The following is a 25,766-nucleotide window of genomic DNA, read 5'->3' on the forward strand; positions in this document are numbered from 1 at the left end:
GGCCTCGCGTAGTACGACCATGACAGGGTTCTCCTCACGCGTCGACCGTATTGCGATCAGTGGCATTCGCGAAGTGTTCGAAGCAGCCGGCGACGACGCCATCAATCTCGGGTTGGGCCAGCCTGACTTCCCGACACCGGCACACGCCCGACAGGCGGCCGTCGACGCCATCGAGTCGGGGCAGGCCGACGGCTACACCTCGAACAAGGGGATCGAGCCGCTCCGGGAGGCGATCGCCGCCAAACACCGGCAGGATCAGGGCGTCGACGTCGACCCCGCCGACGTGATCGCCACTTCCGGGGCCAGCGAGGCGCTCCACATCGCCCTAGAGGCCCACGTCGACCCCGGCCAAGAGGTTATCATCCCCGATCCGGGCTTCGTCTCCTACGACGCGCTCACCAAACTCGCCGACGGGCAGCCGGTCCCCGTGGGGCTCCGGGAGGATCTTACCCTTGATCCCGCAGCGGTCGAGGAGGCCATCACCGACGAGACAGCCGCCTTCGTCGTCAACTCGCCGGCCAACCCGACCGGCGCGGTCGCCAGCGAGGACGACATTCGAGAATTTGCCCGGATCGCCGACGAACACGGCGTGCTGTGTGTCTCCGACGAGGTCTACGAGTACACCGTCTTCGAGGGGAGCCACCACTCGCCGATCGAGTACGCCGAGGGCGACAACGTGGTGGTCGTCAACTCCTCGTCGAAACTGTACTCGATGACCGGCTGGCGGCTCGGCTGGGTCGTCGGCGCCAGCGAGCGTACAGAGCGGATGCTCCGGGTCCACCAGTACGCACAGGCCTGCGCCAGCGCACCCGCACAGTACGCCGCTGAGGCCGCCCTCACCGGCCCGCAGGGGATCGTCGACGAAATGACCGACTCCTTCGAGCGGCGGCGGGATATCCTGCTGGATGGCCTCGCCGACCACGACATCGACTGTGCAACTCCCCGGGGAGCCTTTTATGCGATGCCAGAGGTGCCCGAGGGGTTCGTCGACGAATGTATCGACCGCGGCGTGGTCGTCGTGCCGGGCGAGGCCTTCGGCGACGGTGGGGCGGGGATGGCCCGGATCTCGTATGCGACCGACGAGGACGCCCTCCGGGAGGCGGTCGAGATCATGGGCGCAGCGGCCGCAGCCGTTCGAGAAGACTAGGTAGTCGGTCGAGTCGACGTGGAACCAATAACATATTTGGTTCGACTAATCGGCCTCAGTTTCGAGTGTACAAGACTACGACCACATCGAAGATACCAGTCACTGTTTGTGATTATCTGAGTGAATTCACAAACTTCTTTACCCTTACAGCAACAAGTGCTATCAGCAGGGATTGGGGGATCTCTGTTAAAAGGTAAGGGGGGGCCTCACCTTTTCATCGTTGGATTGCGAGACTGTCTTGTAGCCTCTTATTCAATCACTGAGCATCTTCTAAACTAACGAAGCCGCTCCCTTCTGCATTGATGTATATCTCTTTGATTTCGTCGTCAGTCGAGTGGGTTGGATACAAAATACACTGGTCGATCTCGTCGGGTTCTCTGATCACCACACAACTAATACTGTTTTGCCACGTGTTTTCCTCACTATCCGGAGTCATGATTGCTGGGAAGCCGGTAGTACGACGGGTGTTTTCGGTGGTGGATCCAACTGAAGCACGCGCTCGATTCCAGCTACTAGCAGCTCGATTCCGTTCTTGTGGGCTTGTTTCGATTGATGCACATGAGTCGGACGAACCGGTTGCGAATCGTAGCTCTCGAACGGATCTGATGGGACAGTATTCCCGTTGCAGAGGTATTTCCGTACTTCGTACAGCAACGCGTGAATCTGTTTGAGTTCTTGGCTCTTCATACGTAGTAGACTGCCGCCAGTTATATAAAATATTTTACAATATACGCTTGGTGTAGTAGTGTGGGTGAACGTGTCACTATCCAAAATAAATGAATGTATTTTGAGTATATCAATACTTGGATAGGTACTGTGCTATCCGCTGTCTCTGGATTTTGCACAGCATCACTGTCTTTACGGCTCTAACACTCAGTGTGCGACCGACACACCACAGTAACCGCCAGTCAACACACCCGATCTCGCCACCGCGGGCGTGTCGACGGGTCGGACGCTCAGCGGAACCGGACGGTGCAAAGGGGCTTTGCCGTGGCGAGCGGTCCTCCGGTATGGAGGATCGATTGCTCGTGCTCAACCGGGACGACGACTGCGTCTCGGTCGTCGACCCGGCGGCCGGCGAGACGGTCGCGGAGGTCTCGACGGACTTCGGCCCGCGGACGATCGAGACCTCGCCGGACGGGGCCAAAAGCTACGTCACCTGCTCGCAGGGCAACGCGCTGAACGTCATCGACAACACGACCTTCACTGTCACCGGACGGGTCGACCACGACCTTTTCGACGGCCCCCGTGGGCTGGTCGTCCGCGACCGGGCCAACGAGCTGTGGGTGGTCTCCGAGCACAACAGCCGGGTGTTCGTCTTCGACATCGAGACCGACACGCTGGTTGACATCGTTCCGACCCACCAGTCCCAGTCGAACTCCATCTCGCTGGACAGCGAGGAGTCGACCGCCTACGTCACCAACAGCAGCGGCAACACCCTGACGATCATCGACTGCGAGGAGCGCCGGATCACGGTCGACGTCCCGGTCGGCGACGGCCCGGAGGGCGTCGGCGTCAACCCGGCGACCGACAACGTCTACGTGACGGTCCAGCGGGAGTGCCGGCTGTCCGTCCACGACCCCGTCCGGTACGAGACGATCTACGAGACGGGGCTCGGCGAGTCGCCGATGGGGATCGTCTTCGCTCCCGACGGCGCGATCGCGCTGGTCGCCAACCGGCTGTCGAACGACGTCTCGGTGATCGAAACGCGGTTTCACCGCGGCGGCACGGGCCGACCGTGGGAGGTCGAACGGATTCCGGTCGGTATCTGGCCGGGCGGGATCGTCTTCGATCCCGAGGGCTCGACGGCGTACGTCGCGAACAACAAATCCAACGACGTCTCGGTGATCGACCCCGAGACCCGCGAGGCAGTCGACCGGATCGACGTCGGGACGTTCCCCGACGGCCTCACCTACCTCTCGCGGTGATCGCCGACAGCTATCCGGTGTTTTTCATTCCGGCTGCGATGCCGTTGACCGTCAGCCGAAGGGTCCGCTCTTCGGCCTCGGTGAGATGCGTCTGGCTCAGCAGGTGCGTCTGGAGCAGATTGAGGGGGTCGACGTAGGGGTTGCGCCGTTCGAGGCTCTCGTCGAGCCAACTGCGGCGCACCAGATCCTCGCGGTCGGTGATCTCGGCGGCGTAGTCGACGGCGGCCTCGTACTCGTTTTCGAGCCGCGGCTGGAACTCCTCGCGGAGTTCGGCGTCGGCCAGCGAGGCGTACTCGTCGGCGATTTCGAGATCCGTCCGGGTCAGCGACAGCGCCGCCCGGTCGAAGGTGGTCCGGAAGAACGCCCACTCGTCGTACATCTCTCGGAGCGTCTCCATCTCGCCGCCGTCGTCGAGATAGGCCTCGACACCGGAGGCAAGCGAGTACCAGCCCGGCAGAATGCAGCGCGACTGGGTCCACGAGAACACCCACGGAATCGCCCGGAGGTCCTCGACGGAGCGGTCCTCCGAGCGGGAGGCCGGACGCGATCCGAGGTTCAGATCCTCGATGACGGTGATCGGCGTCGCCTGCTCGAAGTAGGAGACGAACCCCTCGGTTTCGAGCAGATCGCGGTAGGCCGAGCGGGCCGCCGTCGCCATCGTGTCCATCGCCTCGGCCCACTCGTCGGGAACCTCCTCGATGGGCTCTTGGAGGGCGTTGTGGCGGGCGCGGATCTGGGCATCGAGCATCTGTTCGAGGTTCCGCTCGGCGATCCTCTCGTTGCCGTACTTCTCGGCGATGGCTTCACCCTGCTCGGTGAACTTGACCTGTCCGGTCACGGTTTCGTTCGGCAGCGCCAACAGCGCCTTGTTCATCGGGCCGCCACCGCGGGAGATCGAGCCACCGCGGCCGTGGAACAGCCGCATCGTCACGTCGTAGTTGTTGGTGATCTCCGCCAGCCGTTTCTGGTTCTTGTAGAGGTCCCAGTTGGCCGCGAGGAAGCCGTTTTCCTTGTTGGAGTCGGAGTACCCCAGCATGATCTCCTGGGTGTTGTTCCGGGCTTGCAGGGCCTGCTTGTAGGCCTCGTTTTCGAACAGGGTTCCCATGATCCGGTCGGCGCCGTTGAGCGCCGATTCGGTCTCCAAAAGCGGGACGATATCGAGCCCGGCGTGGTCCGGCAGCGACACCGCGCCGACCTGATCGGCGAGGAACAGCACTTCGAGGACGTGGCTCGGCTCCTCGGTCATCGAGATACAGTAGGTGTCGATCGCCTCGACGCCGAACTCCTCCTGCCAGTCGCCGAGTTTGACGAACCGCTGCATCACCTTCTCGGCGACCTCCGAGACGTCGCCGGGGTTTTCGGGATCGATGATCGGCTCGTCCTGCAGGATGGCGTCGGTCAGCAGCTCGACGCGCCCCTCCTCGTCGCGTTCGCGGTACTCGATGCCCTCCTCGGCGAGCACCTCGTCGATGGCTTTCGTGTGTTGGATCCGGTGGTCCCGGAGATCGAGGCTGGCAAGCGAGAAGCCGAAGGTGCTGACCTGCCGGAGCAGCGGCTCGACGAAGGCTTCGGCGATGTCGCCGCCGCCGTAGGCCCGGAGGCTGGCGTCGACGGTTTCGAGATCTTCGAGGAGCTGGTCGTCGCTCTCGTAGCCGCCGGGACGGACGTCGTCGACGCGGTTGAGTCGCTCCCGCATCAGCCGCAGCTTCTGACGGTACGGCTCGTCGGGGTAGCGCTCCTCGGCCTCCTCGGTGATCGCCGGGAACTGGTCGAGGTCGGCCTCCAGCGAGGCCTGAAACGCGCCGGTCGTCGGATACCGGTCGCCGTCCTGACTCAGGACGGCCGAGAGGCGTTTGAGCTGGGTGCGGTAGCGTTCCAGAACGATGTCCCGCTGGGTCCGGAGCGTCTCGTCGGTGACGTCGACGGTCACATACGGGTTGCCGTCGCGGTCGCTGCCGGCCCACGAGCGGAACTCGAACAGTTTCGGCAGGTCGATGTCGGGGTACTCGTCGGTGACGATCTCCTCGAACTCGGAGTAGACCTCGCCGACGACGTCGAACAGCGTGTTTTCGAGGTACCACTGGACGTTGCGCGCCTCGTCCTGTGGCTCGGGTGGCCGCTGTCGGACTTGGCGAGTCTGCCAGAGACTCGTCACCTCGGCGTCGATGTCCTGCCAGACGTCTTCGGCCTCCCGGTCGGTCAGGCGTTGGCTGTCGAGGGTCTCGAGATGGCGAGCGATCGACCGGAGTTTGGCCTTGACAGTGCCCCGACGTGCTTCGGTCGGATGGGCCGTAAAGGTTGGCTCGATAAGCACGTCGTCGAGCACCTGCCGGACGGTCTCGGTGTCGGCACCGGCCTCCGACAGCGCCTCAACGGTGTCATGGAGGCTGTCGTCGAGGGTCCCCTCTTGAGAGCCTTTGCGCACCGCGCGCACCCGCTCGCGCTCCTCGGCGAGGTTTATCAACTCGAAGTAGGTCGCGAACGCTCGCGCGACATCACCCTCCTCGCTGGGCGAGAGCTGCTCGAACGTCGACCGGAGTTCATCGCGTGAGTCGATATCTCCTTCACGGTAGGCGATGGCGGCCTGTCGCAGCTCTTCGACGGTCTCGAACGATTCGGTTGAGGTCTGTTCTTTGAGTACGTCGCCGAGCAACGCACCAAGCTCGCGGACGTCCTGGCGCACCCCCCGGTTGTGTAATTTCATACCGTATGGTAGCTGCACCCATTGGTAAAAGTCTCACCAAGTCTAGAGCGGTGTTATAACTAATTAATCGTGTAAGACACATCGCCAGCCAGTCGGCTATCGGTAGCTGACAGCCGAGAACACTACAGCCGGCTACGAGCCGGACCAGCCGCCGTTCAGTCCGAGATGAACTCGTTGTCCCGCCAGTCGACGCCGCTCGCTCCGGAGCTGTTCTGGGGGTTCTCGACGACCTCGACGGTCGCCGACCGTTCTTCGCCCTCGACGATACGGGTGGCGTCGAGATCGCCGTCGTGTTCGGTGATCGCCGTCAGGGTACCCTTCTCCGAGCGGAGCGCCAGTTCTTCGAGTACGAGGAACATGGGATACTGGACGGCGGTGTTCTGGAGGACGGTCTCCCGGTCGCCCTTGAAGCAGGCGAACTCCACGAGTTCGGAGGGGATCTCCTCTTCCTCCTCGTCGCCCCAGCGCGGGCCGCCGGCCCGCGGGGGCTCTTCCTCGTAGACCCGCGTCTCGGTGACGCTGGCTTTGAGTTGGGCCGTCGGGGTGTACTTGCTGAGGCTCTCGTCGGCCGCGACGGCCTTGATGATCAGCGTGTTGTTGCGTCGAGTGATGTCGACGTCCTCGATCCCCTCGGGGAGGTCCGGATCCTCCTCGAAATACGAGTGGACGTCTTCGAGTGGCAGTTCAAGCGTCGAGTGGAGACGGAATACGCGACCTGTCATTGTGGAGTTGGATTCACGAGTAGTTCCCCGCGGCTGGGCCGATACCTACTGTGAGTAGGGGACAGAGGATATTTATATCTGGTGAGAATAGTACACCCTTCGATCGGCGCTTGCGCCGCGCGCCGACGTTCGATCCGATCTCAAGCCGAGAGTTCGGCTTCGAGTTCGCCGCGCTCCTCTAATTCTTCGAGGATGTCGCTGCCGCCGACGAACTCGCCGTCGACGAACGTCTGGGGGATCGTCTCCCAGCCGCTGTGGGCTGACAACGCCTCCCGGTAGGCGTCGAGGGCCGGCAACACGTCGACCGTCTCGAACTCGTCGACGTGGTTGCCGATCAGTTCGAGGGCCTTCGCCGAGTAGCCACACTGCGGCATCAGCTGGTTGCCCTTCATGAAGAGGACGACGTCGTTGGACGCGATCGCCTCGTCTACCTGCTGTTTAACCTCGTCGGGGTCGGGACCGCTGTGGGGTTGAAACGACATACCGTTGCTTACACCGGGGTCGGGAAATGTATTGCGCCGTTCGATCCGCCGTCCGGACCGGTGGCTTCGACCGCAGCCGACCTCAGCGCCGACGAGGTGGTCGCCCGCTCGACGGCCGGTGGTCCTACTCGTCGCGGCCGACGCTGACGACGTTCATCAGCGAGTAGACCGGGACGCCCTCGATCTCGTCGAGACCCTGTTTGTCGACCAAGACCACACAGCCAACGGGCTCGCCGCCGCGGGCGCGGATCGCCTCGATGGTCTCCCGGAGCGTCGTCCCCGAGGTGATGATGTCGTCGACGACGTAACATTGCTGGTCAGTGATCGCCGCGAAGTTCCGCGAGAACCCCCCGCCGAGTTCGTCGATGTCGCCTTCCTCCCACTGGTGTTTGGCGGGGCCGTAAGCGCTCAGATCGGTGTCGAGTTCGCTGGCGACGACCGTCGCCAGCGGGACGCCCGCCTTCTCGATGCCGACCGTCAGGCCGACATCCTCATCCTCTGTCGAGATGATATCGGCCATCGCCTTGCTCACGTGGATCAGGCGGTCGCTGTCGCGGCCGATGGCGTTCCAGTCGACGTGGATGTCCTGCGGGCTGGTAGTCGGTCGGGCCGCCGGTGCGGGCTCGCTGTCGGTGCCGCTGCGCTCGACCAGCCAGCTGGCGGTCTCACGGGAGACGTTCAGTTCGTCGGCGATCTCGCCCTTCGAGAGCCCACGTTCGGCCAACTCGGCGGCGCTCTCGATGAGCGTATCAACGTTCTTCATACGCGCTGAATTGGACGGCGGTTTTTATAGTGGTGTCGTCGTCGTCGAACGCCGCCTCGAACTCGTCGAGCCCGTAGACACCAGTCACGAGCGACTCGAGGAAGTCGTCGTCCAGCGCCGCCAGCGAGTCGACTGCCGCGGCGAACTGCCGGCGATTGGAGTTGACGCTGCCGACGAGCGCCTTGTTGTGCAACACGAGTTCACGGTGGAGCGCCCCGCCGTCGACGTCGAAGCTCCAGTCGCTCGGCACGCCCAGCAGCGCGGCCACACCGTTGGGCGCGAGCGCCTCGATCGACTCGAAGGCGTGTTTGGCGTAGCCGGTCGCCTCGTAGATGAGGTCGGGGGCCTCGTAGACCGCGGGGATCTCCGGGACCGGCGTCTCGTTGCTGTTGACGTAGGTGCTGCCGAGGGATTCGATGATGTCGATGGTAGGATCCGGTCGCTCCCGGCGGCCGAGGCAGTAGGTCCGGTCGAACCGCTCTTCGAACATGGCCAGCGTCAACAGTCCCAGACTCCCGTTGCCGAGGACGAGCGCCGACTCCGGGGCCCACTCGAAGGCCGACCGGCTGGCCTCGGCGTGCTCGACTGCTTTTTCGGTAATGGAGATCGGTTCGACCAGAAACCCGTAGGCGGCGAGTTCGGGCGGCACCTCGACGAGCGCCCACTCGGGACTGGTGAAGTACTCGGCCATAAAGCCGTGTGCGCCGACGATCCCGCGCTCGTGGTACTGGCCGTCGGGGGCCATGTCGGGCTCGCCAGCCTCGAAGTAGCGGTTCGAGCCGTTCGGCGGTCGACGCACCGTCGGGACGACCACGTCGCCGGCGTCGAGATCGGTGTCGTTGGGGTCCTCGACGACGCCGACGGCCTCGTGGCCGAGGACGAGGTAGTCCTCACCCTCGGGTGCGCCGCCGTGGCTGCCGGCGATCACTTCGTGGTCGGTGCCGTCGACGCCCACCCGGAGCGTCCGCACCAGTGCCTCGCCCGACTCCGGTTCCGGTTCGGGCAACTCGATGAGTTCGGCCCCCTCGCCCGCGTCGCTGACGCCAATCGCTTTCATTGGTGTGTGGTTGGCTGCCACTACTAAAAGAATTATTCGCTTGTGAGTAAATTATCACGGACGTCGAAACGCGCACGCTCTTTTTCGCAGTCAACAGCCGCGGCCGTGGGTCGTGTGGGGGCTGACGGGTCGAACACCTGTCGGGACCATACACCGAGCCCACGGCCGCGAGCCGCGTGACTGACCAAGCCACTGTGGGAGCACTAGTCCACAGCGTGTCGGCGCTCCTGACGACGCCGCGCCAGTGCGCCACCAGCATATCGAACGTATGTCGGCAAAAAGCCTTTCGTTGAACTAAATTCGACCAGCGTTCCGGTTGATACTGTCTAGTTCGCGCCTATATATGAAATTTTTCGACATTTCAGTGATTCCGGGTTCGATTCCCGGACGTTCGTCGGTTCGCCGGTGATCACCGGACGTAGTAGGGGTCGCTGCCGGCGATGAATCGGCCGAGGTCGCTCTCCCGACGGAAGTCGGTCGACCGGAGGTCGGTGATCGCCTCGACCAGCCGCTGTCGGTCGGCGTCGCTCCAGTCGGCGGGCTCCTTGATCGGCATGACCAGAAAGCCGCTGCCGCGGATCTCGGTGGCGTGGAGGGCGTCCATGTCGACGGCCGTCTTGTGGGCTTGGGCGGTGTAGGTTTCGAGGACGTGCCGCGTGGCCCGCTCGCCGACCGGCAAGAGGACGTGGGCGGCGATCGCCCGGAGTTCGGCGTCGAAAAACCGTTCCATGTCGGTGTAGTCGGCCGGCGACGGCGTCCCGTCGGGGTTGGGGACACACATGTGGAGATACGAGAGGTAGGTCTCCCCGACGGCGGGTTCGGTACCGGACTCCCGGAGCAGCCCCGTCTCGACGAGCGCCGACTGGAGGCGGCTGGCCGACTCACAGCCGGTAAACGGCACGCCGCTGTCGACCCCGCCGTGGACGCCGGGATGGTCGCCGATGACGTGGAAGGCGGCGTTGGCGTCGCCGTAGCCGGGGACGAACCGGCCACACGAAGGCTCCATCCCGAAGGGATTGCGCGTGCGATCAGTGACGTTTTTCACGCGGGATGATAGACACGGCGAGAATAAAACGTCGACCGATTCCGGCCGTCCTCAGAGTTCGACGCCCGAGGGAATGAGGCTCCGACTCCGCAGGAGTTCGCCGTCGTTGTCGTAGACGAGGAAGGTTCCCTTCTCGAAGGTGACCGTCTCGTCGTCGACGACGATCTCGATCCGGTAGCGGGACTCGGGGCTGTTGGTCTCCCGGCCGTACTCCCGGGCAGCGTTGATAAACTGGAGGACGTCGTCGGCGTCCTCGTTGGTCTCGAAGATGAAGTCGCCGGTCAGCCGGTTGGCGACGCCGACGACGCCCGCGGCGGCCGGGTCCTCCTCGATCGATTCGGTGAGCCGGAAGGCGACGTCGACCATATCCGCCGTGAGACGGTCGCCGTCGACGTCCCGTAGCCGGGACCGAAGCTGTTCCGTCGTGCCGGTGACCGAGATCCGAGCCAGCGGCTGGCGCGGATCGGCGTCGGCGTCGACCCACTCTATGTTGCGAACGTCGAGGTCAAACTGTTCTCGCCGCATTCGATACCACTAGTTTCGCGGGCGACCGTATCAACGTAACGCCTGTCTCCCGGCACCCTTTTATCAGCCCCGCAACCAGTCTCCCGGTATGGGATGGATCAGGCGGGATCGGGCGGGCCACCTGGCGGTCATCGTCGCCGGACTGGCCGCAGTCCTGCCGTGGAACGTGACCTACACCGCTACCGACAGGGCCACGGTGTTGTTCGTCCGGTTCCCGTTTTTCGAGTTCCAGTACACACAGGGGTTCGGCCCCGGCGTCGACGGGCCAGCGCTCCGGTCGGTGATCGGGGCGATCGGTCTCCAGTCGGGACAGGGACTCGAAGCCGCTACGCTGGTCTGGGGCGGCGGTGCAGTCGTCGTGTTCGCGGCGCTGCTGGCCGCCGGCGTCGCCTACGGTCGGGAGCCATCCGACGGCGACACACCGCATCCGATCCGGCGCGTGGGATGGCTGCTGGCGGCCGCGGCGCTCCTGTTTGCGGTGTCGACGGGATACATCTGGACCGGCGGCTTCGGCGGCGTGCCGATCCCGGTGGGGGTGGTCCTGCTCGGAGCGTTCGCGTGGGTGTTGGTCACCGCCGACCTCACCGACCCCGACTGATCAGCGTTGGCGCGCGAAATAGGTGATGTCGCGTTCGAGCGTCCACCCCGCCGGGACGCCGACGTCCTCCAGACAGTCGCCACACAGCGGTTTGAACATCGCTCGGGAGTCCTTGTCCAGCCCGACGGCGTCCTCTAGATCGACGACCTCCCCGCATTTGCTACACTCGATCCGATCTCCATCTAATATTTCCATACGCGTTCTATTATGTCGTTCGTGATAATTCTTTTTCTCGGTAGGATACCGAACAATCCGGCGTAGACGCCCAGCACGGCCAGCTACTCGCGTTGCGCCGACCGGTCGACCGCCCTGTCGGCGGCCGTCGACACCACCGCCGGATCCAGCGCCGACAGCGGGACGATCCGGCCGTCGGTCGCTTCGGCGATCGTCGGCACCAAGCCTCCCCGGTCGTCGTCGCCCGCGTCGACCACCACGACCGCGGCTCCGGTGGTAGCGAGGCGTCGGGCCGCCTCCCGAGTGGCCGCCGTCGGGCTCCCCTCGGCGACGGTGGCCCGTCCGTCGGAGACCACCACGGCCACCCCCGGCGTCTCCGGAGCGTCGGCCAGTAGCTCGCGGGCCGTGTCGAGCCCGTCAGCCAGCGGCGTCCGGTCGCCGGTCGGCAGCTCCTTGAGGTGGCGGGCGGCCAGCGAGACGCTTCGGGTCGGCGGTAACAGGACCTCGGCGGCCTCGCCGGCGACGGCGACGACCGCCACCTCGTCGCGCTGCTGGTAGGCATCCCGGAGCAACTCGAGGACGACCCCTTTGGCGGTCGACATCGCCGCCCGCATTGAGGCGCTGGCGTCGACGACGAACACGATCCGGGCAGCCGTCTCCCGCTTTCGGACCGACCGCCGGAGGTCCGCCCGTTCGATGCGGTCGTGGCCACTGGCGGCGGCCGCCCGGACTGACGCGGCGGCGTCGGCCTCGCTCGCCTCGGCCGCCCGCTCGGTGCGGACCCGCCGCCCGCGGGCACCCGGCTGGGTGGTCCGGCCGCGCTCGCCGGCCACCACGTCCTCGCCGGCCGGCTCGTCGACGTCGACGTCGGGAGCCCGCCCCTCGCCGACTGCCGCACGCTGCTGGCCGGGCACCAGCGGCTCCGCCTCGGGAGCGTCCTCGTCGGTCGACTCGTCGTCGGACTCGCCCGGTTCGCGGTCGGCAGTCCCGCCAGCGTCGTTCCCGCCGCCACCCTCGCCCTCGGCGTCGGTCGCACCGTCGGCATCGTCGGTCGCTTCGGGCGGCGTCGACTCCCCGTCAGTCGACCCGTCTTCGTCGGTCGACCCGTCGTCGGCCGATCCGTCTCCCTCGGTCGGTCCGTCCTCGCCGGCCGCCCCATCGTCGTCGGCCGCGGACTCGCCGTCGGCATCGTCACCCGAACCACCCTCGTCAGCTCCGTCGCCCGCCTCCTCGTCGGGAGCGTCGCCGTCCGGATCGTCGAACTGATCGTCCAGTAACTCCTCGGGGTCGGGCGGCTCCTCGAAGGGGTCGCTCCGGAGCCGGTGGGGGAGGGTGTAGCCGGCGGCCGTCCGGACGTCCGACTCGATGACCGTCGGCCGGTTGTCCAGCGCAGCGAGCGCCATCGCCGCCCGCGCGGTGGCGATGTCGGCGCGGTGACCGTCGACCCCCGCCTCGACACAGAGGTCGGCGATAGTACGTTTGAACTCCGCCGGGAGATCGACCGCGTCGACCGCCGTGCGGGCAGTCCGGAGCGACTCGCGGAGGGCCGTGGTCCGCTCGTCGACCGCCGTTTCGTCGGTCTCCTCGCTGGGCTCGCCCTCGCCGAGGGCGCGGTCGATCACTGCCACCCGGTCGTCGATGTTCCGACAGCCCGTCACCGTCGCCTGCAGGTCGAACCGGTCTCTAAGTTGGGGCCGGAGCTCGCCCTCCTCGGGGTTCATCGTCCCGACGAGCGTGAATTCCGCGGGGTGGCTGACGCTCATCCCGTCGCGTTCGACCGTGTTGACCCCGCTGGCGGCGGCATCCAGCAGCACGTCGACGAGATGGTCGTCGAGCAGGTTCACTTCGTCGACGTAGAGGATGCCGCGGTTGGCGCGGGCCAGCAGGCCGGGATCGAACTCGCTGTCACCGGCCATCGCATCCTCGATCGAGAGCGTGCCGACGACCCGGTCGCGGGTCGCCCCCAGCGGCAGCGTCACCAGCGGGACCGACCGCGTCTCGACCGGCAGCGCCTCCCGCGGTCGCTCCCGGCACGCCGCACACTGGCCCGCTGGATCGTCCGGATCACAGCCGTAAGGGCAGTCCGCCACCGCCTGCTGGGTCGGCAGGAGGTCGGCCAGCCCCCGGACGGCCGTCGACTTGGCGGTCCCCTTCTCGCCGGAAATTACCACGCCGCTGAGGTCGTCGTGGACCACCGCGACCAACAGCGCCTCCTTCAGCGACTCCTGGCCGACGATCGCGGCGAAAGGGAGTGACGACGGATTTTTGTTCGCAGGGTCTGCAACCATACTTGCGCTACTACAACGCTAATTTATAAAGATGACACGGATTGGCCTCTATACGGCAACGGAAAACGAACTCGGCTCGGTCCAGCGGGCCGCGCGCCGGCTCGACGGTATCGATCTCGTCGTCCGCTCGGAGAGCGACCTCGACGAACAGGCGGACGTGGCGGAATTCGTCGACGCCTGCGAAGACGCCGCGGCGGTCGTGCTGTGGCTCCACGGCGGCGAGGACAGCATGCCCGGCTACGAGTACGCGGTCGACCGGTTGCGGGAGCTGGGCGTCCCGCTGGTCGTCAAGGCGACCGGCGACGCCTTCGCTCTCGAAGACAGTTCGGTCGCCGGCTCGGACCGCGATCTCGTCGCTGACTACCTCGACCGCGGTGGGACGATCAACCTCGAACACTGCTGTCGGTTCCTCGCGAGTGAGTACGGCGGCCAAGATATCGGGTACGACGCCCCCACCGAGCTCCCGACCGAGGGCGTCTACCACCCCGACAACCCCGGCATCGGCTACGACGACCTCCTGGAGACGTTCGACCCCGACACGCCGACCGTGGCGATCTGGTTCTACGAGTCCCACTGGACCCACGAGAACACCCGCTACGTCGACGCCCAAGTACGGGCCCTCGAAGCACAGGGCGCGAACGCCCTCCCCATCTTCTGTAACCCTGCGGCCGACGAAGATGGGCAGGAGAACGCCGAATGGGTGACCGACGAGTGGCTCATCGAGGACGGCGAGCCGATCGTCGACGCCGTCCTCTCGTCGTTCATGTTCTCGCTGTCGATGGACGAACGCGGCCGGTCGGCGAGTGACGAGGGCCAATCCGCCGAAGACGTCTTTCTCGACCGCTTGGGGGTCCCTGTCCTCCAGACGATCACGACCATGCGCTCCCGCTCCCGCTATGAGGCCAGCGACACCGGCGTCATGGGGTTCGAACTCGCCCTCTCGGTTGCGCTCCCGGAGTTCGACGGCAACGTGATCACCCATCCGATCTCCGGCAAGGAGCGGATGGACGACGCCGCCGGCATCGGCACCGCGCCGAAACAGCATTTCCCCATCGAGGATCGCGTCGACCACGCCGCCCGACTCGCGGTCAACTGGGCGAATCTCCAACACACACCCAATAAGGACAAACAGATCGCGGTCGTCCTCCACAACTATCCGCCGAGCGACGACGGGATCGGCACCGCATTCGGTCTCGATTCACCGGAGAGTACGATCAATTTGCTGGACGAACTCGATGCCCGCGGGTACAATCTCGGCGACGAGGTTCCCGACTCCGGCCAGACACTCATCGACACGCTGACGAGCCAACTCACGCTCGACAGTCGGTGGGTCGCCCCCGAAGACGTCCGCGAGCGGTCTGTCGACGTGGTCTCGACCGACCAGTACACCGAGTGGTTCGAAGGGGCTGACAGCCGGTTTCAAGAAAACGTCATCGAGGAGTGGGGCAAGCCACCGAGTCGACCGTTCGCCATCCCCGGTGCGGAGTTCGGCAACGTCCTCGTGACCGTCCAACCCCCGCGTGGCTTCGGGATGGACCCCTCGAAGGTCTACCACGATTCGGATCTCCAGCCGCCGCACGACTACTATGCCTTCTACGCGTGGCTCCGCAACAGCTTCGAGGCCGACGCCGTCGTCCATCTCGGTACCCACGGCTCGCTCGAATGGCTGCCCGGCAAGACAGTGGGTCTCAACGGTGCAAGCGCGCCGGACCAGCTGATCGGCGACCTCCCGAACATCTACCCCTACATCGTCAACAACCCCGGCGAGGGCACGCAGGCCAAGCGGCGCTCGTATGCCGCGATCGTCGACTATCTCACGCCGGTGATGAGCAACGCCGGCACCTACGACGAGCTGAGTGAGTTAGAGGAGCTCGCCAACCAGTACCGCGAGGCCGGGATGGAGGACGCCCGCGCCGACGACGGCGAGCAGCTCGAAGATCTGATTCGGGCCCACGTCGACGAACTCGATCTGGCTGTCGAACTCGGCACCGCAGGCACCATCGACGAGCAGATGGAAGTCCGTGGGCCCGACGAGGCAGGCTCGACGCTCGCCGAAGGCGAAGTGTCGGGCGACGACCTCCCGATAGACGAACTCGTCGAGCGCATCCACGAGTACCTCACGGATGTCAAAACGACCCAGATCCGGCTGGGCCTGCACACGATGAGCGAGCCGCCAGTCGACGACCGGCTCGTGGAGTACCTCGTTGCGCTCACGCGACTCGAAAACGGCGACACGCCGAGCCTGCGAGAGAGCGTCGCAGGGGTGTTAGGCGTCGACTACGATGCCCTGCGGAACCGCCCCGGCGAGTACGACGAGGCGTTAGGCATGACCTACGCCGAGGCTGCCGACCACGTCCACGAGACCAGCATCGAGTTGATCGAAACGCTGGCCGAACACGAGTTCGACGTCCCCGACTCCGAGCGCGAAGCCGGACCGGACGACGAGGTAAACGTCAATCTGCTCGTGGTCGACATCGACACCCTCGGTGATGGCCGCGCCAAATCCGGCGCACACAACGATTTGCGGGAGGCGCTGGCGTTCATTTGCGAGGAGGCTGCACCCCGCGTCCAAGGTGCCGAAGACGAAATCCCGCGAACCGCCGACGCGCTCAGTGGCGAGTACGTGCCACCGGGTGGGTCAGGTGCGCCTACGCGCGGCGGTGTCGACCTCCTGCCGACGGCCCGAAACTTCTACACGCTCGATCCGCGCAAAGTGCCGGCCAAATACGCATGGCAGGTGGGCAAAAACGTCGCCGAGGGTGTGCTCGACCGCCACCACGACGAACACGACGAATATCCCGAGGAGATCGGCGTCGTCGCGTGGGGGACCCCCACAGTCAGAACGAAGGGCGAGACCATCGGCCAAGTGTTGGCGATGATGGGTGTCAAACCGGTGTGGACCGAAGCCGGACGGATCGACGGCGTCGAGCCGATTCCGCTCGACGAGCTGGATCGACCCCGGATCGACGTGACGACTCGCGTCTCGGGGCTGTTCCGCGATGCGTTCCCCGCCGCCGCTGGCGTGATCCACGACGCTGTCTCGGCGGTGGTCGACCTCGACGAACCACACGAGATGAACTACATCAAGAAACACATCGAGGAGGAAGTCGAAGAACTCGAAGCCGATGGACTCGATGCGAAGGAAGCAAAGAGTGCGGCGACCAACCGCGTGTTCACGACGCGGCCCGGCGGCTACGGAGCCGGGACGAACAAGGCCGTCGACGAGGGCAACTGGGAGGACCGATCCGATCTCGCCGACGTCTACGTCCAGTGGGGCGGCTACGCGATGGGCAAACGCGGCAAAGTAGCGGAAGCCCACGACAGCTTCGAGCGCCGGCTGTCGAGCGTCGACGCCACGGTCAAAATCGAGGACACGATGGAGCAGGACGAACTCGATTCCTCCGATTGGTATGCCTTCCATGGCGGCTTCATCTCCGCGGTGGCGGAGGTCTCGGGCAGCGAACCGGCCTCCTACGTCGGCGACTCCTCGGACCCCGAGAACGTCGATGTCTACACCAACGAGGAAAAGGTTCGCAAGGCGATGCGGGCCCGCGTGCTGAACCCCGAGTGGCTCGATTCGATGGAGGACCACGGCTACAAGGGAGCCGGCGACCTCTCGACGACGGTCGACGTCGTCATGGGGTGGGACGCCACGGCCGGCGTCGTCAGCGACACGCTCTGGGCGGACGTCGCCGAGAAGTTCGCCTTCGACGAGGATCGGCAGGACTGGATGCGGGATGTCAATCCGTGGGCGCTCGAATCGATCTCCGACACTCTGCTTGAGGCTATCGAACGAGGCCTCTGGGATGCCGACGCGGAGACCGTCGACCGACTGCGAGACATCAATCTCTCGGTCGAAGGTGACCTCGAAGCGCGTGCCGGCACGCCGGCCGCGGAGGTAGGCGATGACTAACGGGGATCGGGAGGCGGTAGACGAGGCCTACGCCGATCTCGGCGCGACGACACAAGAAGCGATGGAGATCGCCGAGACGAGCATGGACATCGTCCGGGAGTTCGTCCCCGACGAGACACTCGCCGATCGGTTCCGTCAAAAGGCAGTCCACTCGATGGGCGACATCGAGTTCCAGCACCTGTTGCGGTTCACCGGGACCGACGAGGACGGCGAACCGGATGCCGACGCGCCGATTCGAGCCGGAGCCGAGGCAGTGCTCCGTGAGTCGACGATCGTCACCGACATCACGATGTCGAAGGCCGGAGTCACTGGACGGGGCCACAACTGCGAGAAGCGCAAGGCCATCGGCAACGGCGCGGAACTCGCCAAGAAAACAGGGATGACTCGCACCGCAGCCTCGGTCCTCGAACTCGACAAACAGGGCGTCTACGACGACACAATCGCCGTGATCGGCAACGCCCCGACCGCGGCGTTCGCGCTCGCCGACTGCATCGAAGGCGGCACCCGACCGGCGGTGATCGTCGCCACACCGGTCGGCTTCGTCAAGGCCGTCGAGAGCCGCGAGCGGATCCGCGAGGTCGCCGCCGCCTGCGGCGTGCCCGCGATCACGAACGTCGGTCGACGCGGCGGCAGCGGACTGGCCGCGGCGCTGACGAACGAGTTGATCCACGTCGCCAGCGACGTCCGTGACGGCGACCTCGATCTGGAGGTCGACCAGTGAGCGACTACGATCTCGACGCCGGGCCCGATCCGGCGGCCTACGCCGCGGCTGCGGCCGAGCCGGAGGTCGACGCGGCGACCGACCCCGTTTATGCGGTCGGTATCGGCCCCGGAAACCCGGAGTATCTGACGCCACGGGGTCGCAGGGCCATCGAAGAAGCCGATGTCGTCGTCGGCTTTTCGACAGTGGTCGACTTCATCGCCGACTTGACCGACGCCGACCTGCTTACCTGTGGCTACAAGGACGAACGCGAGGCCCTAACGACGTTCGCCGACCGCGTGGCCGACGGCGAGCGCGGGACCGCGGTGTTGATGGGCGATCCGAACCACTCGGGGTATCAGTTCGTCGGGAAGGTACAGGACGTGATCGACACCCCCGTCCGGATCGTTCCGGGCATTTCCTCGCTCCAGATCGCCGCCAGCCGGGCCCGGACACCGATGGAGGACACGGAGTTCGTTACACTCCACAAGAGCGGCGACATCACGCCGGGGCTCGATCGGCTGGCCGAGGCGGTCGGCGGTCGGCACCTGCTCGTTTTGCCCCGTCCCTTCGACTGGATGCCCGGTGATATTGCGGACCATCTCTTGGAAACGGGAGGCGATCCGGAGCTTGAGGCGCTGGTTCTGGAACGGCTCACCCACGACGACGAGTCGATCTCCCGGTTCTCGCTGGCTGCGTTGGCAGACTACGCCGGCGGCTCGGGAGCCGAGGAGACGCCGTTTTCGGATCTCTCGGTGTTGGCAGTTCGACGGACTCAACCGCAGGCAGAGACACGAGGCGAGCAATGAAGGGAGTCGTCGTCGGTGGCGTGAGTTCCGGCGTCGGCAAGACCGTCGCCACACTGGCGACGATTCGCGCACTCGACGAGGCGGGCTATGCGGTCCAGCCAGCCAAGGCCGGGCCGGATTTCATCGACCCCAGCCACCACGAAGCGATCGCCGGTCGACCCTCACGCACCCTCGATCTGTGGCTCGAAGGCAGCGAAGGGATGGCCCGCAACTACGCTCGCGGTGAGGGTGACATCTGCGTCGTCGAGGGTGTGATGGGGCTGTACGACGGCGATGGCTCCAGCACTGCGATGGTCGCCGAAGCCCTCGATCTCCCCGTGGTGCTCGTCGTCGACGCCAAAGCCGGCATGGAGAGCGTCGCCGCCACCGCCTACGGCTTCCGGGAGTACGCCGAGACGATCGGCCGTGAGGTCGACGTGGCCGGCGTCATCGCCCAGCGCGCCCACGGCGGTCGACACGAACAGGGCATCCGCGATGCCCTGCCCGACGACCTCGACTACTTCGGCCGGATTCCTCCCTCGTCGGATCTCGAAATCCCGGACCGCCATCTCGGGCTGGAGATGGGCGCGGAAGCAGCGTTGCCGCACGAGGCGCTCTCGGCAGCCGCCGACCACCTCGACACCGAGCGGCTGGTCGACGTGGCCCGCGAGCCGCCGCAGGTCGACCCCGAACCGGCCGGGGCGCGCACTGATGCGACAGTCGCCGTCGCCAGCGACGCCGCCTTCTGCTTCCGGTACCCCGCAACCATCGGACGCCTCCACGAGCGGTCGACCGTCCAAACCTTCTCGCCGGTCGCTGGCGATCCGGTCCCCGAGTGTGACGGCGTCTACCTGCCGGGTGGCTACCCCGAACTCCACGCCGAGGCGCTAGCGTCGGCCGACACCCTCACCGAACTCGGCGAGCGGGCCGGCGAGGGGCTACCGGTCTTCGGCGAGTGCGGCGGCCTGATGGCGATGAGTCAGTCGCTTTCGACCACCGAGGGCGAGCGCTACGCAATGGCCGGGATCCTCCCGGCTGACGTCGAGATGTGTGACCGCTATCAGGCGCTCAACCACGTCGACCTCGAAGCCACCTCGGAGACGCTGACCGCGCGAGCTGGCGAGTCGATTCGGGGCCACGAGTTCCACTACTCGAAGGCCTCGGTCGATGCAGACGCACGATTCGCCTTCGAGACCGTCCGCGGTGACGGGATCGACGGCGACCACGACGGACTGCTCGAACACGAGTCGCTGGGTACCTACGCCCACGTCCACGCCGCAAGCGGCGCGTTCGACCGGTTCGTCGACCGGCTCCGGTGACCGGCAATCACGCTCCCCACCGAGCCACTGGCCGACCCCCGTCGACCGCGGCGCGACTGCCGCCGGTATCCTGTTGATGCCGCTCAGAACCCGGTTGCTGACAGCTGCTGTCGACATACCACCTGCATACCGGACGGAGACATCGACAAACACCGCAGTTCTGAGCGGCTTGGCGGTGAATTCGGAACACGAAAAATGGTGTGTGCTGTCATACCGCACACCACACTTGGAGGTGTGACAATGTCGACAGAACACTCAGTACCCGACCGACAGTATGCACAGGCCGACATCGGAGCGAACCTCTGGACCGGCGCGCTGTTGATGGCACTCGCCGGAGTCGCCTTCGTTGGCTACGGCGTCGTCTTCCTCGTGGTGAACTTCGTGGGCGGCGGCTTTGAGATCGGAGTGAGCCACCTCGGCGGTCAGACGCCAGTCGACCTCGATCCGACCGTTGCCTACTACATCAGCCACCTGCACGTCGCCACTGCGGGCTTCATCATCGCGACGGGGATCGCGGTCACCGCCCTCTCGTGGTTCGGGGTCCGGAGTCGACAGCGATGGGCGTGGGCCACCGCGGTCGTCGCCGCAGTCACCGGACTGGTCATCGCCCTGCCGATGCACTACCTCGGTGGCTTCGCCCACGACTGGGTGACCCACCTCGGGCCGATCTATCTGGCCGTCGTCGTCTTCGTCGTCGGCGTGGGCTTGGCCGCTCGTGGTTTCACCTGAGATGAGGTCGAGACCGCCCGTCGCCGAGTCGTCGACGTCGGTCGACCACGCCAACCGAGCCGACTATGATATTCCCGTTGAAAGATCGAAAACCGGCGGTGGTGGCGTCGATTCGCTTGCGAGGATCAAACTATATCACGAATTATCTTTTCAGAGACACTTATGATGGCGTAGTCCGTATGCTAGTTCGTATGCCGCCAGTTGACTCGATGGTACGGCGCGTCACAGAATCACTCCGGCAACCAACGTACCTCGCCGCCGTCGCTGCAGTGCTCGTCGCTGTCGCCAGTGTAACCTACGGGCTCGCCAACGACGACCTGCTGACCGCACTCGGGGCGTTGCTGATCGTTCCGAGCATCGTGCTTCTCTACCGGATCGGAAGCCAAGGCGACGTCGAGGTCGACGCGGAACGGCGACGACAGGCGAACTGAGTCGGGCAGCCGTCGGTAACGTGAGTGGATCGATCCCTTCGGCCGGAACATCGACGGACGGGGAGTCGAGAGCGGAGACGAGTGGCGGCGGTCCTACTTCAATCGTTCCTGCAGAAACGACGGGTGAGCCGCGGTCACGCCCTCGACGTCGAGGATCTCGTCGCTGATGACATCGCCGAGCGCATCGCCGTCGGTGGCGCGCACCTCGGCCATCAACATGTGGTCCCCCGAAGATGTATAGAGCGCTTCGACCGAGTCGAGGGCCTTGAGTGCACGGGTGGCTTCGACGTACTGTTCGCTGGCGACGTCGATCCCGACCATGGCAATCGACTGCGAGGAGAGTTTCTTCGGGTCGACGTCGGCCGAGTAGCCGACGATCACGCCCTCCGATTCGAGCTGCTGGATGTATTTGCGGACCGTCGGCTTCGAGACCTCCGCCCGCTCGGCGATCTCGGAGTAAGAAGCCTGTGCATCGTCTTCCAGCACAGAGAGAATGCGGTCCGCCGTCGATGAGCTACTCATAGCTATCTATTTTGCTCCAACGAAAAAATATCTTCCGAACCAAAAAACGTTTTCGACCCAACGAAACCCAGAGGGCAGCGGTGGCCCTACTTGTGTTTGTCGAGGAAGAGGTCCGCCGACCGCTCCCACTCGTAGGAGTCGTCGAAGTAGCGTTCGGCCAGCGGCTCCTCGGGCATCTCGCCGATCGAGCGCTTCTCTTCGCCGTAGGACGGACGGCTCTCGTCGACGTAGTAGCGGCCGGTCAGCACCTTGCCCTCGTGGAGGGCTTCCTCGGTCTCGGCCATCATGTCGGCGGCCTCACGCCGGTCGGTCCTGTCGAACTCGTAGTCGTCCGAATCGTTGACATCGATGTAGGGGACGTACTGGCGGGCGTCCTTGTTCCAGGTCGGACACTGGGTGAGGAAGTCGACGTGGGCGAAGCCGTCGTGTTCCATCGCCTCGACGATGATCTCCTTGGCCTGGTTGGGGTTGACCGCCGCGGTCCGGGCAATGTAGGAGGCCCCCGAGGTGAGACTCAGCGACAGCGGGCGGAGCGGCTCCTTGGCACTGCCGTGGGGCTGTGTCTTCGACTTGTGACCCTTCGGGCTCGTCGGCGAGGTCTGGCCCTTGGTGAGGCCGAAGATCTCGTTGTTGAACACGATGTAGGTCATGTCGTGGTTCTCACGAGCGCTGTGCATGAAGTGGTTGCCACCGATCCCGTAGCCGTCGCCGTCGCCACCCGCGGCGATCACTTCGATGCCGGGGTTGGCGAGTTTGGCTGCACGGGCGACCGGCAGCGACCGGCCGTGGATCGTGTGGAACCCGTAGCTGTCGAAGTAGCTGTTGAGCTTGCCGGAACAGCCGATTCCGGTACACAGCAGCATCTCTTCGGGTGATTTGCCGAGCTCTTGGGCCGCGCCCTTCAGTGCCTTCAGGACACCGAAGTCACCGCAGCCAGGACACCACGTTGCCTGTGGTTCGAGATCCGGCGTGTAGTCCTCCTGTTCGACCTCCCGTCCCTCACCGATTGCTGAAAATGCACTCATGGTTAGTCACCTGCTGCTGGTACGTACTTCGTTTCGATGCCAGTTAGCTCTTCGTCCTCGACGATCGTCGTGACGAAGCCCTCGACGATGTCGGCCGGCTCGAAGGGGTTACCGTTGTACTTGAGCAGGCTCGACAGTTTCTCGCCGTACTGGCCGAGTTCCTTCTGCGTGAGTCCGCGGAACTGGGCGGAGGCGTTCATCTCGACGACGAGCACCTCGTCGACGCTCTCGATGAACTCCGTGACCTCTTCGACCGGGTAGGGGGCCATATCCGAGACGCCGAGGGATTTGACCGAGTAACCCTGGTCGTTGAGGACGTCGACGGCCTCCTCGACGGTCCCCTGCGAACTGCCGAAGGTCATCAGACCGTAGGTCGCCTCGTCGGGGCCGTGGTAGGTCTGGTGGCCCTCGTCTTGAGAGGCCAGCTCCTCGTGGATCGCTTCGAGCTTCTGCTCGCGGCGGTCCATCTGGGCGACACGGTTCTCGGGGGATTCGGCGATGTGTCCCTCGGGGGTGTGTTCGTTCCCCGTCGCGAGGTAGTGGCCGCCCTTCTGGCCGGGAATCGACCGCGGGCTGACGCCGTCTTCGACGTCGTGCTGGAAGCGGCTGTACTTGCCCGACTCGTCGTGTGGCGCGTCTTCGAGTTCGGCTTCGGTGAGCGTCGACCCGAGCGAGGGGTTCGGCTCCTCGTCGAAGACCGACGCCGGGACGTTCATCAGCTCGCCGCCGAGCTTCTGGTCGTAGAGCACGATCGCCGGGATCTGGTACTCGTAGGCGATCTTGAACGCTTTGCGGGTCTGGGTGTAAGCCTCTTCGACCGTCCCGGGCGCGAAGACGACGCGCTGGGAGTCACCCTGCGACGTATAGAGGACGTGTTCGAGGTCGGCCTGTTCCGGCTTGGTCGGCATGCCGGTCGACGGACCGGCGCGCATGGCCTCGATGAGGACGACCGGCGTCTCGGTCATCTCGGCGAGACCGAGCGGTTCGCTCATCAGCGCGAAGCCGCCACCGGAGGAGCCGGACATCGCCTTGGCACCAGCGTGGCTCGCACCGACTGCGAGCGCGGCGGCGGCGATCTCGTCTTCGACCTGCTCGGAGATCCCACCGACTTCCGGCAGATTCTGGCTCATGATGGTGAAGACCTCGGTCCACGGGGTCATCGGGTAGCCCGCGATGAACCGACAGCCCTCGTCCAGCGAGCCGTAGGCGATCGAATCGGAGCCCGACAGCAGGACCTGCTCTTCGTCGTGGCTGCCCTCGGGGACCTTGATGTCGTGGGCGTCGACATCGTACTCCTCGTTGACCATCTCGTAGGCGTTGTGGAGGATCTCGAGGTTGGGTTCGAGGATCTTCTCCGGCATCGCCTCGGTCATGAGGTCTTCGATCCATTCGAGTTCGATACCGGCGAGCGCGCAGGTCGCGCCGACACCGGCGGTGTTTCGCATGACCTCACGGCCCTGTTCGCGGGCCATCGTCCGGAGGTCGAGATCGTAGACGTGCCAGTTGTTTTCCTCGACACGCTCGTCGAAGTTCTCGATCTCCGAGGCATCAAGCAGCCCCGAGTCGTAGATGATGACGCCACCCTCGCGGAGTTCGTCGAGGTTCTCCGAGAGCGGTTTGATCTCCTCGTTGCCGTACACCGACCCCTCCTTGGGGTTGCGCGCGAAGGAGTCACCCAGCGCCAGCAGGAAGTTGTAACCGTCGCCCCGCGATTTGACGGGGTCGGCCGAGGCACGAATCTCGGTGTAGGTGTGGCCGCCGCGGATCCGCGACGGATAATGTCTATGCGTGAATACGTTCAGACCTGAACGCATCAGTGCTTTGGCGAAGTTCTGGCTGGTCGAGGCGATCCCGTCACCGGAACCTCCTGCGATCCGCCAGATGAGTTCGTTGTCAGTCATAGTTTCGGGTCACGGCCCCTCTGGGCCACTAGTATTCGGTTTGCCAGCCCATAATAAAAGAGTTTGCTATGGATTGACAAGGAACAATAATGAAGGACTGCCAGAAGTGGACGAATGGTCATTCGAAGATCACCTCCGGGCGGTGGTAGGAACTACCGTGGGGCACCGGGAATGGGGCTGCTGGCCGCCGGTCGACGGCGAACTGTCAGCGAACACGATCGGGTCGAACAGCCGGTCGGCGATCCAGTCATTACATGAACATAATTTATTTCATGAATGTTTAAGTGACTGCTATTTGACTGCGCTACTGTACGGACATCCCGGGCGAGCGGCGAGTGGGTCGTGGGACTGGTGGGACTGTCGAGCGGCCACGTCTTCGTCCGTCTCGGGTGGCCGACGGAGCACACAGTATGCAACGATCACAGTTTGGAGCCGAGAACCGCGGTGCAGCACCGGTTATTGGCGTCGTACTGATGGTATCGATCGCGGTCATTCTGGCCGCCGCCGTCGGGGGGTACGTCCTCAACGAGGGCGATCAGATCCCCGAGAACGTGCCGCAGGCGTCGTTCAGCTACGACTACGACGACACCGAAAACGTCACGATCACCCATACCGGCGGCGACAGCATCGACAACGGCACTATCGAGATCCTGATCGACGGCGCGGAAGCCTATCCCAATCCCGCGGCGTCGACCAACGTCACGGACCCCAAGGGCTGGGACGGAACCATCGGCTCGGGGGATTCAGTCGAACTGTACAATGACTCCAGCCACCCGATCGCCGAGGGTGGCGAGACGGTTCGGATCGTCTGGAACGACCCCGACGGAGGCAGTTCGACCACGATCGGCCAATCGGAGTGGCCGAACTAACTCCCCGAGCCACGGCGGTCGACTGACCGTCGTAGTCGACGGCCAGTATCATTCCTGAAAATTGTCTCACGAATATTTAAATAAGTAGCCGACAATCATCAGGTATCACGACTGTATGGGGTACCTGAAGCCGTCG

At 64.8% G+C, this 25,766-nt stretch carries 23 protein-coding genes; 10 read left to right on the forward strand and 13 right to left on the reverse strand.

All coding sequences use genetic code 11. The features are described 5' to 3' along the window. Nucleotides 1-19 precede the first annotated feature (19 nt). Entirely contained in the window at nt 20-1,147 is a 1,128-nt protein-coding gene (locus NKJ34_RS02795; RefSeq protein WP_253736733.1) for a pyridoxal phosphate-dependent aminotransferase, read from the forward strand. A gap of 432 nt (nt 1,148-1,579) precedes the next feature. On the opposite strand, the gene NKJ34_RS15940 is transcribed toward NKJ34_RS02795, so the two are convergent. Beyond that, the gene (locus NKJ34_RS15940; RefSeq protein WP_425491746.1) at nt 1,580-1,834 is read right to left on the reverse strand and encodes a UPF0058 family protein; all 255 of its coding nucleotides are present in this window, start codon (nt 1,832-1,834) and stop codon (nt 1,580-1,582) included. Nucleotides 1,835-2,157: 323 nt separating this feature from the next. On the opposite strand from NKJ34_RS15940, the gene NKJ34_RS02800 reads away from it, so the two are divergent. Then, nucleotides 2,158-3,075, forward strand: a complete 918-nt coding sequence (locus NKJ34_RS02800) for a YncE family protein (RefSeq protein WP_253736734.1) — start codon at nt 2,158-2,160, stop codon at nt 3,073-3,075. 10 nt (nt 3,076-3,085) lie between these two features. On the opposite strand, the gene ppc is transcribed toward NKJ34_RS02800, so the two are convergent. From ppc to NKJ34_RS02835, 7 genes are all read right to left on the reverse strand, one after another. Next, nucleotides 3,086-5,779 carry a phosphoenolpyruvate carboxylase gene (ppc, locus tag NKJ34_RS02805; protein ID WP_253736735.1) on the reverse strand — a complete coding sequence of 898 codons (2,694 nt, stop codon included), beginning with the start codon at nt 5,777-5,779 and terminating at the stop codon, nt 3,086-3,088. Between the two features lie 155 nt (nt 5,780-5,934). Next, complete coding sequence (locus NKJ34_RS02810) at nt 5,935-6,501, reverse strand: DUF7110 family protein (protein WP_253736736.1); 567 nt, start codon at nt 6,499-6,501, stop codon at nt 5,935-5,937. A 140-nt stretch (nt 6,502-6,641) separates the two neighbouring features. Then, nucleotides 6,642-6,983 carry a glutaredoxin family protein gene (locus tag NKJ34_RS02815; protein WP_253736737.1) on the reverse strand — a complete coding sequence of 114 codons (342 nt, stop codon included), beginning with the start codon at nt 6,981-6,983 and terminating at the stop codon, nt 6,642-6,644. 124 nt (nt 6,984-7,107) lie between these two features. After that, nucleotides 7,108-7,746 (reverse strand): transcriptional regulator GfcR, encoded by a 639-nt coding sequence (gene gfcR / locus NKJ34_RS02820; RefSeq protein WP_253736738.1) that lies wholly within the window; start codon nt 7,744-7,746, stop codon nt 7,108-7,110. Next, the gene (locus NKJ34_RS02825; RefSeq protein WP_253736739.1) at nt 7,733-8,803 is read right to left on the reverse strand and encodes a glucose 1-dehydrogenase; all 1,071 of its coding nucleotides are present in this window, start codon (nt 8,801-8,803) and stop codon (nt 7,733-7,735) included. The genes gfcR and NKJ34_RS02825 overlap by 14 nt, the downstream gene beginning before the upstream one ends. Nucleotides 8,804-9,212: 409 nt before the next feature. Then, nucleotides 9,213-9,848 (reverse strand): uracil-DNA glycosylase family protein, encoded by a 636-nt coding sequence (locus NKJ34_RS02830; RefSeq protein ID WP_253736740.1) that lies wholly within the window; start codon nt 9,846-9,848, stop codon nt 9,213-9,215. A gap of 51 nt (nt 9,849-9,899) precedes the next feature. Beyond that, entirely contained in the window at nt 9,900-10,373 is a 474-nt protein-coding gene (locus NKJ34_RS02835; protein WP_253736741.1) for a DUF5793 family protein, read from the reverse strand. 88 nt (nt 10,374-10,461) lie between these two features. On the opposite strand from NKJ34_RS02835, the gene NKJ34_RS02840 reads away from it, so the two are divergent. Beyond that, nucleotides 10,462-10,971: a DUF7549 family protein gene (locus NKJ34_RS02840; protein ID WP_253736742.1), complete on the forward strand. Its 510-nt coding sequence runs from the start codon at nt 10,462-10,464 to the stop codon at nt 10,969-10,971. Here the strand turns inward: NKJ34_RS02840 and NKJ34_RS02845 are convergent, their stop codons facing one another. Both NKJ34_RS02845 and NKJ34_RS02850 read right to left on the reverse strand, forming a co-directional pair. Continuing rightward, a complete protein-coding gene (locus tag NKJ34_RS02845) occupies nt 10,972-11,166 on the reverse strand; it encodes a hypothetical protein (protein WP_253736743.1) in 195 nt (64 codons plus the stop codon). It lies immediately after the preceding gene. Nucleotides 11,167-11,249: 83 nt separating this feature from the next. Then, a complete protein-coding gene (locus NKJ34_RS02850) occupies nt 11,250-13,433 on the reverse strand; it encodes a VWA domain-containing protein (RefSeq protein ID WP_253736744.1) in 2,184 nt (727 codons plus the stop codon). 31 nt (nt 13,434-13,464) lie between these two features. Here NKJ34_RS02850 and cobN point away from each other — a divergent pair, with 31 nt between their 5' ends. From cobN to NKJ34_RS02880, 6 genes are all read left to right on the forward strand, one after another. Then, nucleotides 13,465-17,346, forward strand: a complete 3,882-nt coding sequence (gene cobN, locus NKJ34_RS02855) for a cobaltochelatase subunit CobN (RefSeq protein ID WP_253736745.1) — start codon at nt 13,465-13,467, stop codon at nt 17,344-17,346. Next, nucleotides 17,339-18,067, forward strand: coding sequence for a precorrin-8X methylmutase (locus NKJ34_RS02860; RefSeq protein ID WP_253736746.1), 729 nt, complete (start codon nt 17,339-17,341; stop codon nt 18,065-18,067). The genes cobN and NKJ34_RS02860 overlap by 8 nt, the downstream gene beginning before the upstream one ends. Continuing rightward, a complete protein-coding gene (locus NKJ34_RS02865; protein WP_253736747.1) occupies nt 18,064-18,855 on the forward strand; it encodes a cobalt-precorrin-7 (C(5))-methyltransferase in 792 nt (263 codons plus the stop codon). The genes NKJ34_RS02860 and NKJ34_RS02865 overlap by 4 nt, the downstream gene beginning before the upstream one ends. Further along, nucleotides 18,852-20,153, forward strand: a complete 1,302-nt coding sequence (locus NKJ34_RS02870; protein WP_253736748.1) for a cobyrinic acid a,c-diamide synthase — start codon at nt 18,852-18,854, stop codon at nt 20,151-20,153. The genes NKJ34_RS02865 and NKJ34_RS02870 overlap by 4 nt, the downstream gene beginning before the upstream one ends. A gap of 240 nt (nt 20,154-20,393) precedes the next feature. Further along, the gene (locus NKJ34_RS02875) at nt 20,394-20,882 is read left to right on the forward strand and encodes a hypothetical protein (RefSeq protein ID WP_253736749.1); all 489 of its coding nucleotides are present in this window, start codon (nt 20,394-20,396) and stop codon (nt 20,880-20,882) included. 191 nt (nt 20,883-21,073) lie between these two features. Continuing rightward, entirely contained in the window at nt 21,074-21,313 is a 240-nt protein-coding gene (locus NKJ34_RS02880) for a hypothetical protein (protein ID WP_253736750.1), read from the forward strand. Nucleotides 21,314-21,406: 93 nt separating this feature from the next. Here the strand turns inward: NKJ34_RS02880 and lrpA1 are convergent, their stop codons facing one another. From lrpA1 to NKJ34_RS02895, 3 genes are all read right to left on the reverse strand, one after another. Continuing rightward, complete coding sequence (gene lrpA1, locus NKJ34_RS02885; RefSeq protein WP_253736751.1) at nt 21,407-21,835, reverse strand: HTH-type transcriptional regulator LrpA1; 429 nt, start codon at nt 21,833-21,835, stop codon at nt 21,407-21,409. An 86-nt stretch (nt 21,836-21,921) separates the two neighbouring features. Beyond that, on the reverse strand, nt 21,922-22,860 hold the full coding sequence (locus tag NKJ34_RS02890) for a thiamine pyrophosphate-dependent enzyme (protein WP_253736752.1): 939 nt from the start codon (nt 22,858-22,860) through the stop codon (nt 21,922-21,924). Between the two features lie 2 nt (nt 22,861-22,862). After that, nucleotides 22,863-24,761 carry a 2-oxoacid:acceptor oxidoreductase subunit alpha gene (locus NKJ34_RS02895; RefSeq protein WP_253736753.1) on the reverse strand — a complete coding sequence of 633 codons (1,899 nt, stop codon included), beginning with the start codon at nt 24,759-24,761 and terminating at the stop codon, nt 22,863-22,865. Between the two features lie 410 nt (nt 24,762-25,171). Here NKJ34_RS02895 and NKJ34_RS02900 point away from each other — a divergent pair, with 410 nt between their 5' ends. Then, entirely contained in the window at nt 25,172-25,630 is a 459-nt protein-coding gene (locus tag NKJ34_RS02900; protein ID WP_253736754.1) for a type IV pilin domain-containing protein, read from the forward strand. The last annotated feature ends 136 nt before the right edge of the window (nt 25,631-25,766 follow it).

Source organism: Halohasta salina (assembly GCF_024178165.1).
Lineage (GTDB): Archaea > Halobacteriota > Halobacteria > Halobacteriales > Haloferacaceae > Halohasta > Halohasta salina.

Coding starts and splice junctions, on each gene's coding strand:
- NKJ34_RS02795 (WP_253736733.1), top strand. CDS start 20: ATGACAGGGTTCTCCTCACGCGTCGACCGTATTGCGATCAGTGGCATT.
- NKJ34_RS15940 (WP_425491746.1), bottom strand. CDS start 1,834: ATGAAGAGCCAAGAACTCAAACAGATTCACGCGTTGCTGTACGAAGTA.
- NKJ34_RS02800 (WP_253736734.1), top strand. CDS start 2,158: ATGGAGGATCGATTGCTCGTGCTCAACCGGGACGACGACTGCGTCTCG.
- ppc (WP_253736735.1), bottom strand. CDS start 5,779: ATGAAATTACACAACCGGGGGGTGCGCCAGGACGTCCGCGAGCTTGGT.
- NKJ34_RS02810 (WP_253736736.1), bottom strand. CDS start 6,501: ATGACAGGTCGCGTATTCCGTCTCCACTCGACGCTTGAACTGCCACTC.
- NKJ34_RS02815 (WP_253736737.1), bottom strand. CDS start 6,983: ATGTCGTTTCAACCCCACAGCGGTCCCGACCCCGACGAGGTTAAACAG.
- gfcR (WP_253736738.1), bottom strand. CDS start 7,746: ATGAAGAACGTTGATACGCTCATCGAGAGCGCCGCCGAGTTGGCCGAA.
- NKJ34_RS02825 (WP_253736739.1), bottom strand. CDS start 8,803: ATGAAAGCGATTGGCGTCAGCGACGCGGGCGAGGGGGCCGAACTCATC.
- NKJ34_RS02835 (WP_253736741.1), bottom strand. CDS start 10,373: ATGCGGCGAGAACAGTTTGACCTCGACGTTCGCAACATAGAGTGGGTC.
- NKJ34_RS02840 (WP_253736742.1), top strand. CDS start 10,462: ATGGGATGGATCAGGCGGGATCGGGCGGGCCACCTGGCGGTCATCGTC.
- NKJ34_RS02845 (WP_253736743.1), bottom strand. CDS start 11,166: ATGGAAATATTAGATGGAGATCGGATCGAGTGTAGCAAATGCGGGGAG.
- NKJ34_RS02850 (WP_253736744.1), bottom strand. CDS start 13,433: ATGGTTGCAGACCCTGCGAACAAAAATCCGTCGTCACTCCCTTTCGCC.
- cobN (WP_253736745.1), top strand. CDS start 13,465: ATGACACGGATTGGCCTCTATACGGCAACGGAAAACGAACTCGGCTCG.
- NKJ34_RS02860 (WP_253736746.1), top strand. CDS start 17,339: ATGACTAACGGGGATCGGGAGGCGGTAGACGAGGCCTACGCCGATCTC.
- NKJ34_RS02870 (WP_253736748.1), top strand. CDS start 18,852: ATGAAGGGAGTCGTCGTCGGTGGCGTGAGTTCCGGCGTCGGCAAGACC.
- NKJ34_RS02875 (WP_253736749.1), top strand. CDS start 20,394: ATGTCGACAGAACACTCAGTACCCGACCGACAGTATGCACAGGCCGAC.
- NKJ34_RS02880 (WP_253736750.1), top strand. CDS start 21,074: ATGCCGCCAGTTGACTCGATGGTACGGCGCGTCACAGAATCACTCCGG.
- lrpA1 (WP_253736751.1), bottom strand. CDS start 21,835: ATGAGTAGCTCATCGACGGCGGACCGCATTCTCTCTGTGCTGGAAGAC.
- NKJ34_RS02890 (WP_253736752.1), bottom strand. CDS start 22,860: ATGAGTGCATTTTCAGCAATCGGTGAGGGACGGGAGGTCGAACAGGAG.
- NKJ34_RS02895 (WP_253736753.1), bottom strand. CDS start 24,761: ATGACTGACAACGAACTCATCTGGCGGATCGCAGGAGGTTCCGGTGAC.
- NKJ34_RS02900 (WP_253736754.1), top strand. CDS start 25,172: ATGCAACGATCACAGTTTGGAGCCGAGAACCGCGGTGCAGCACCGGTT.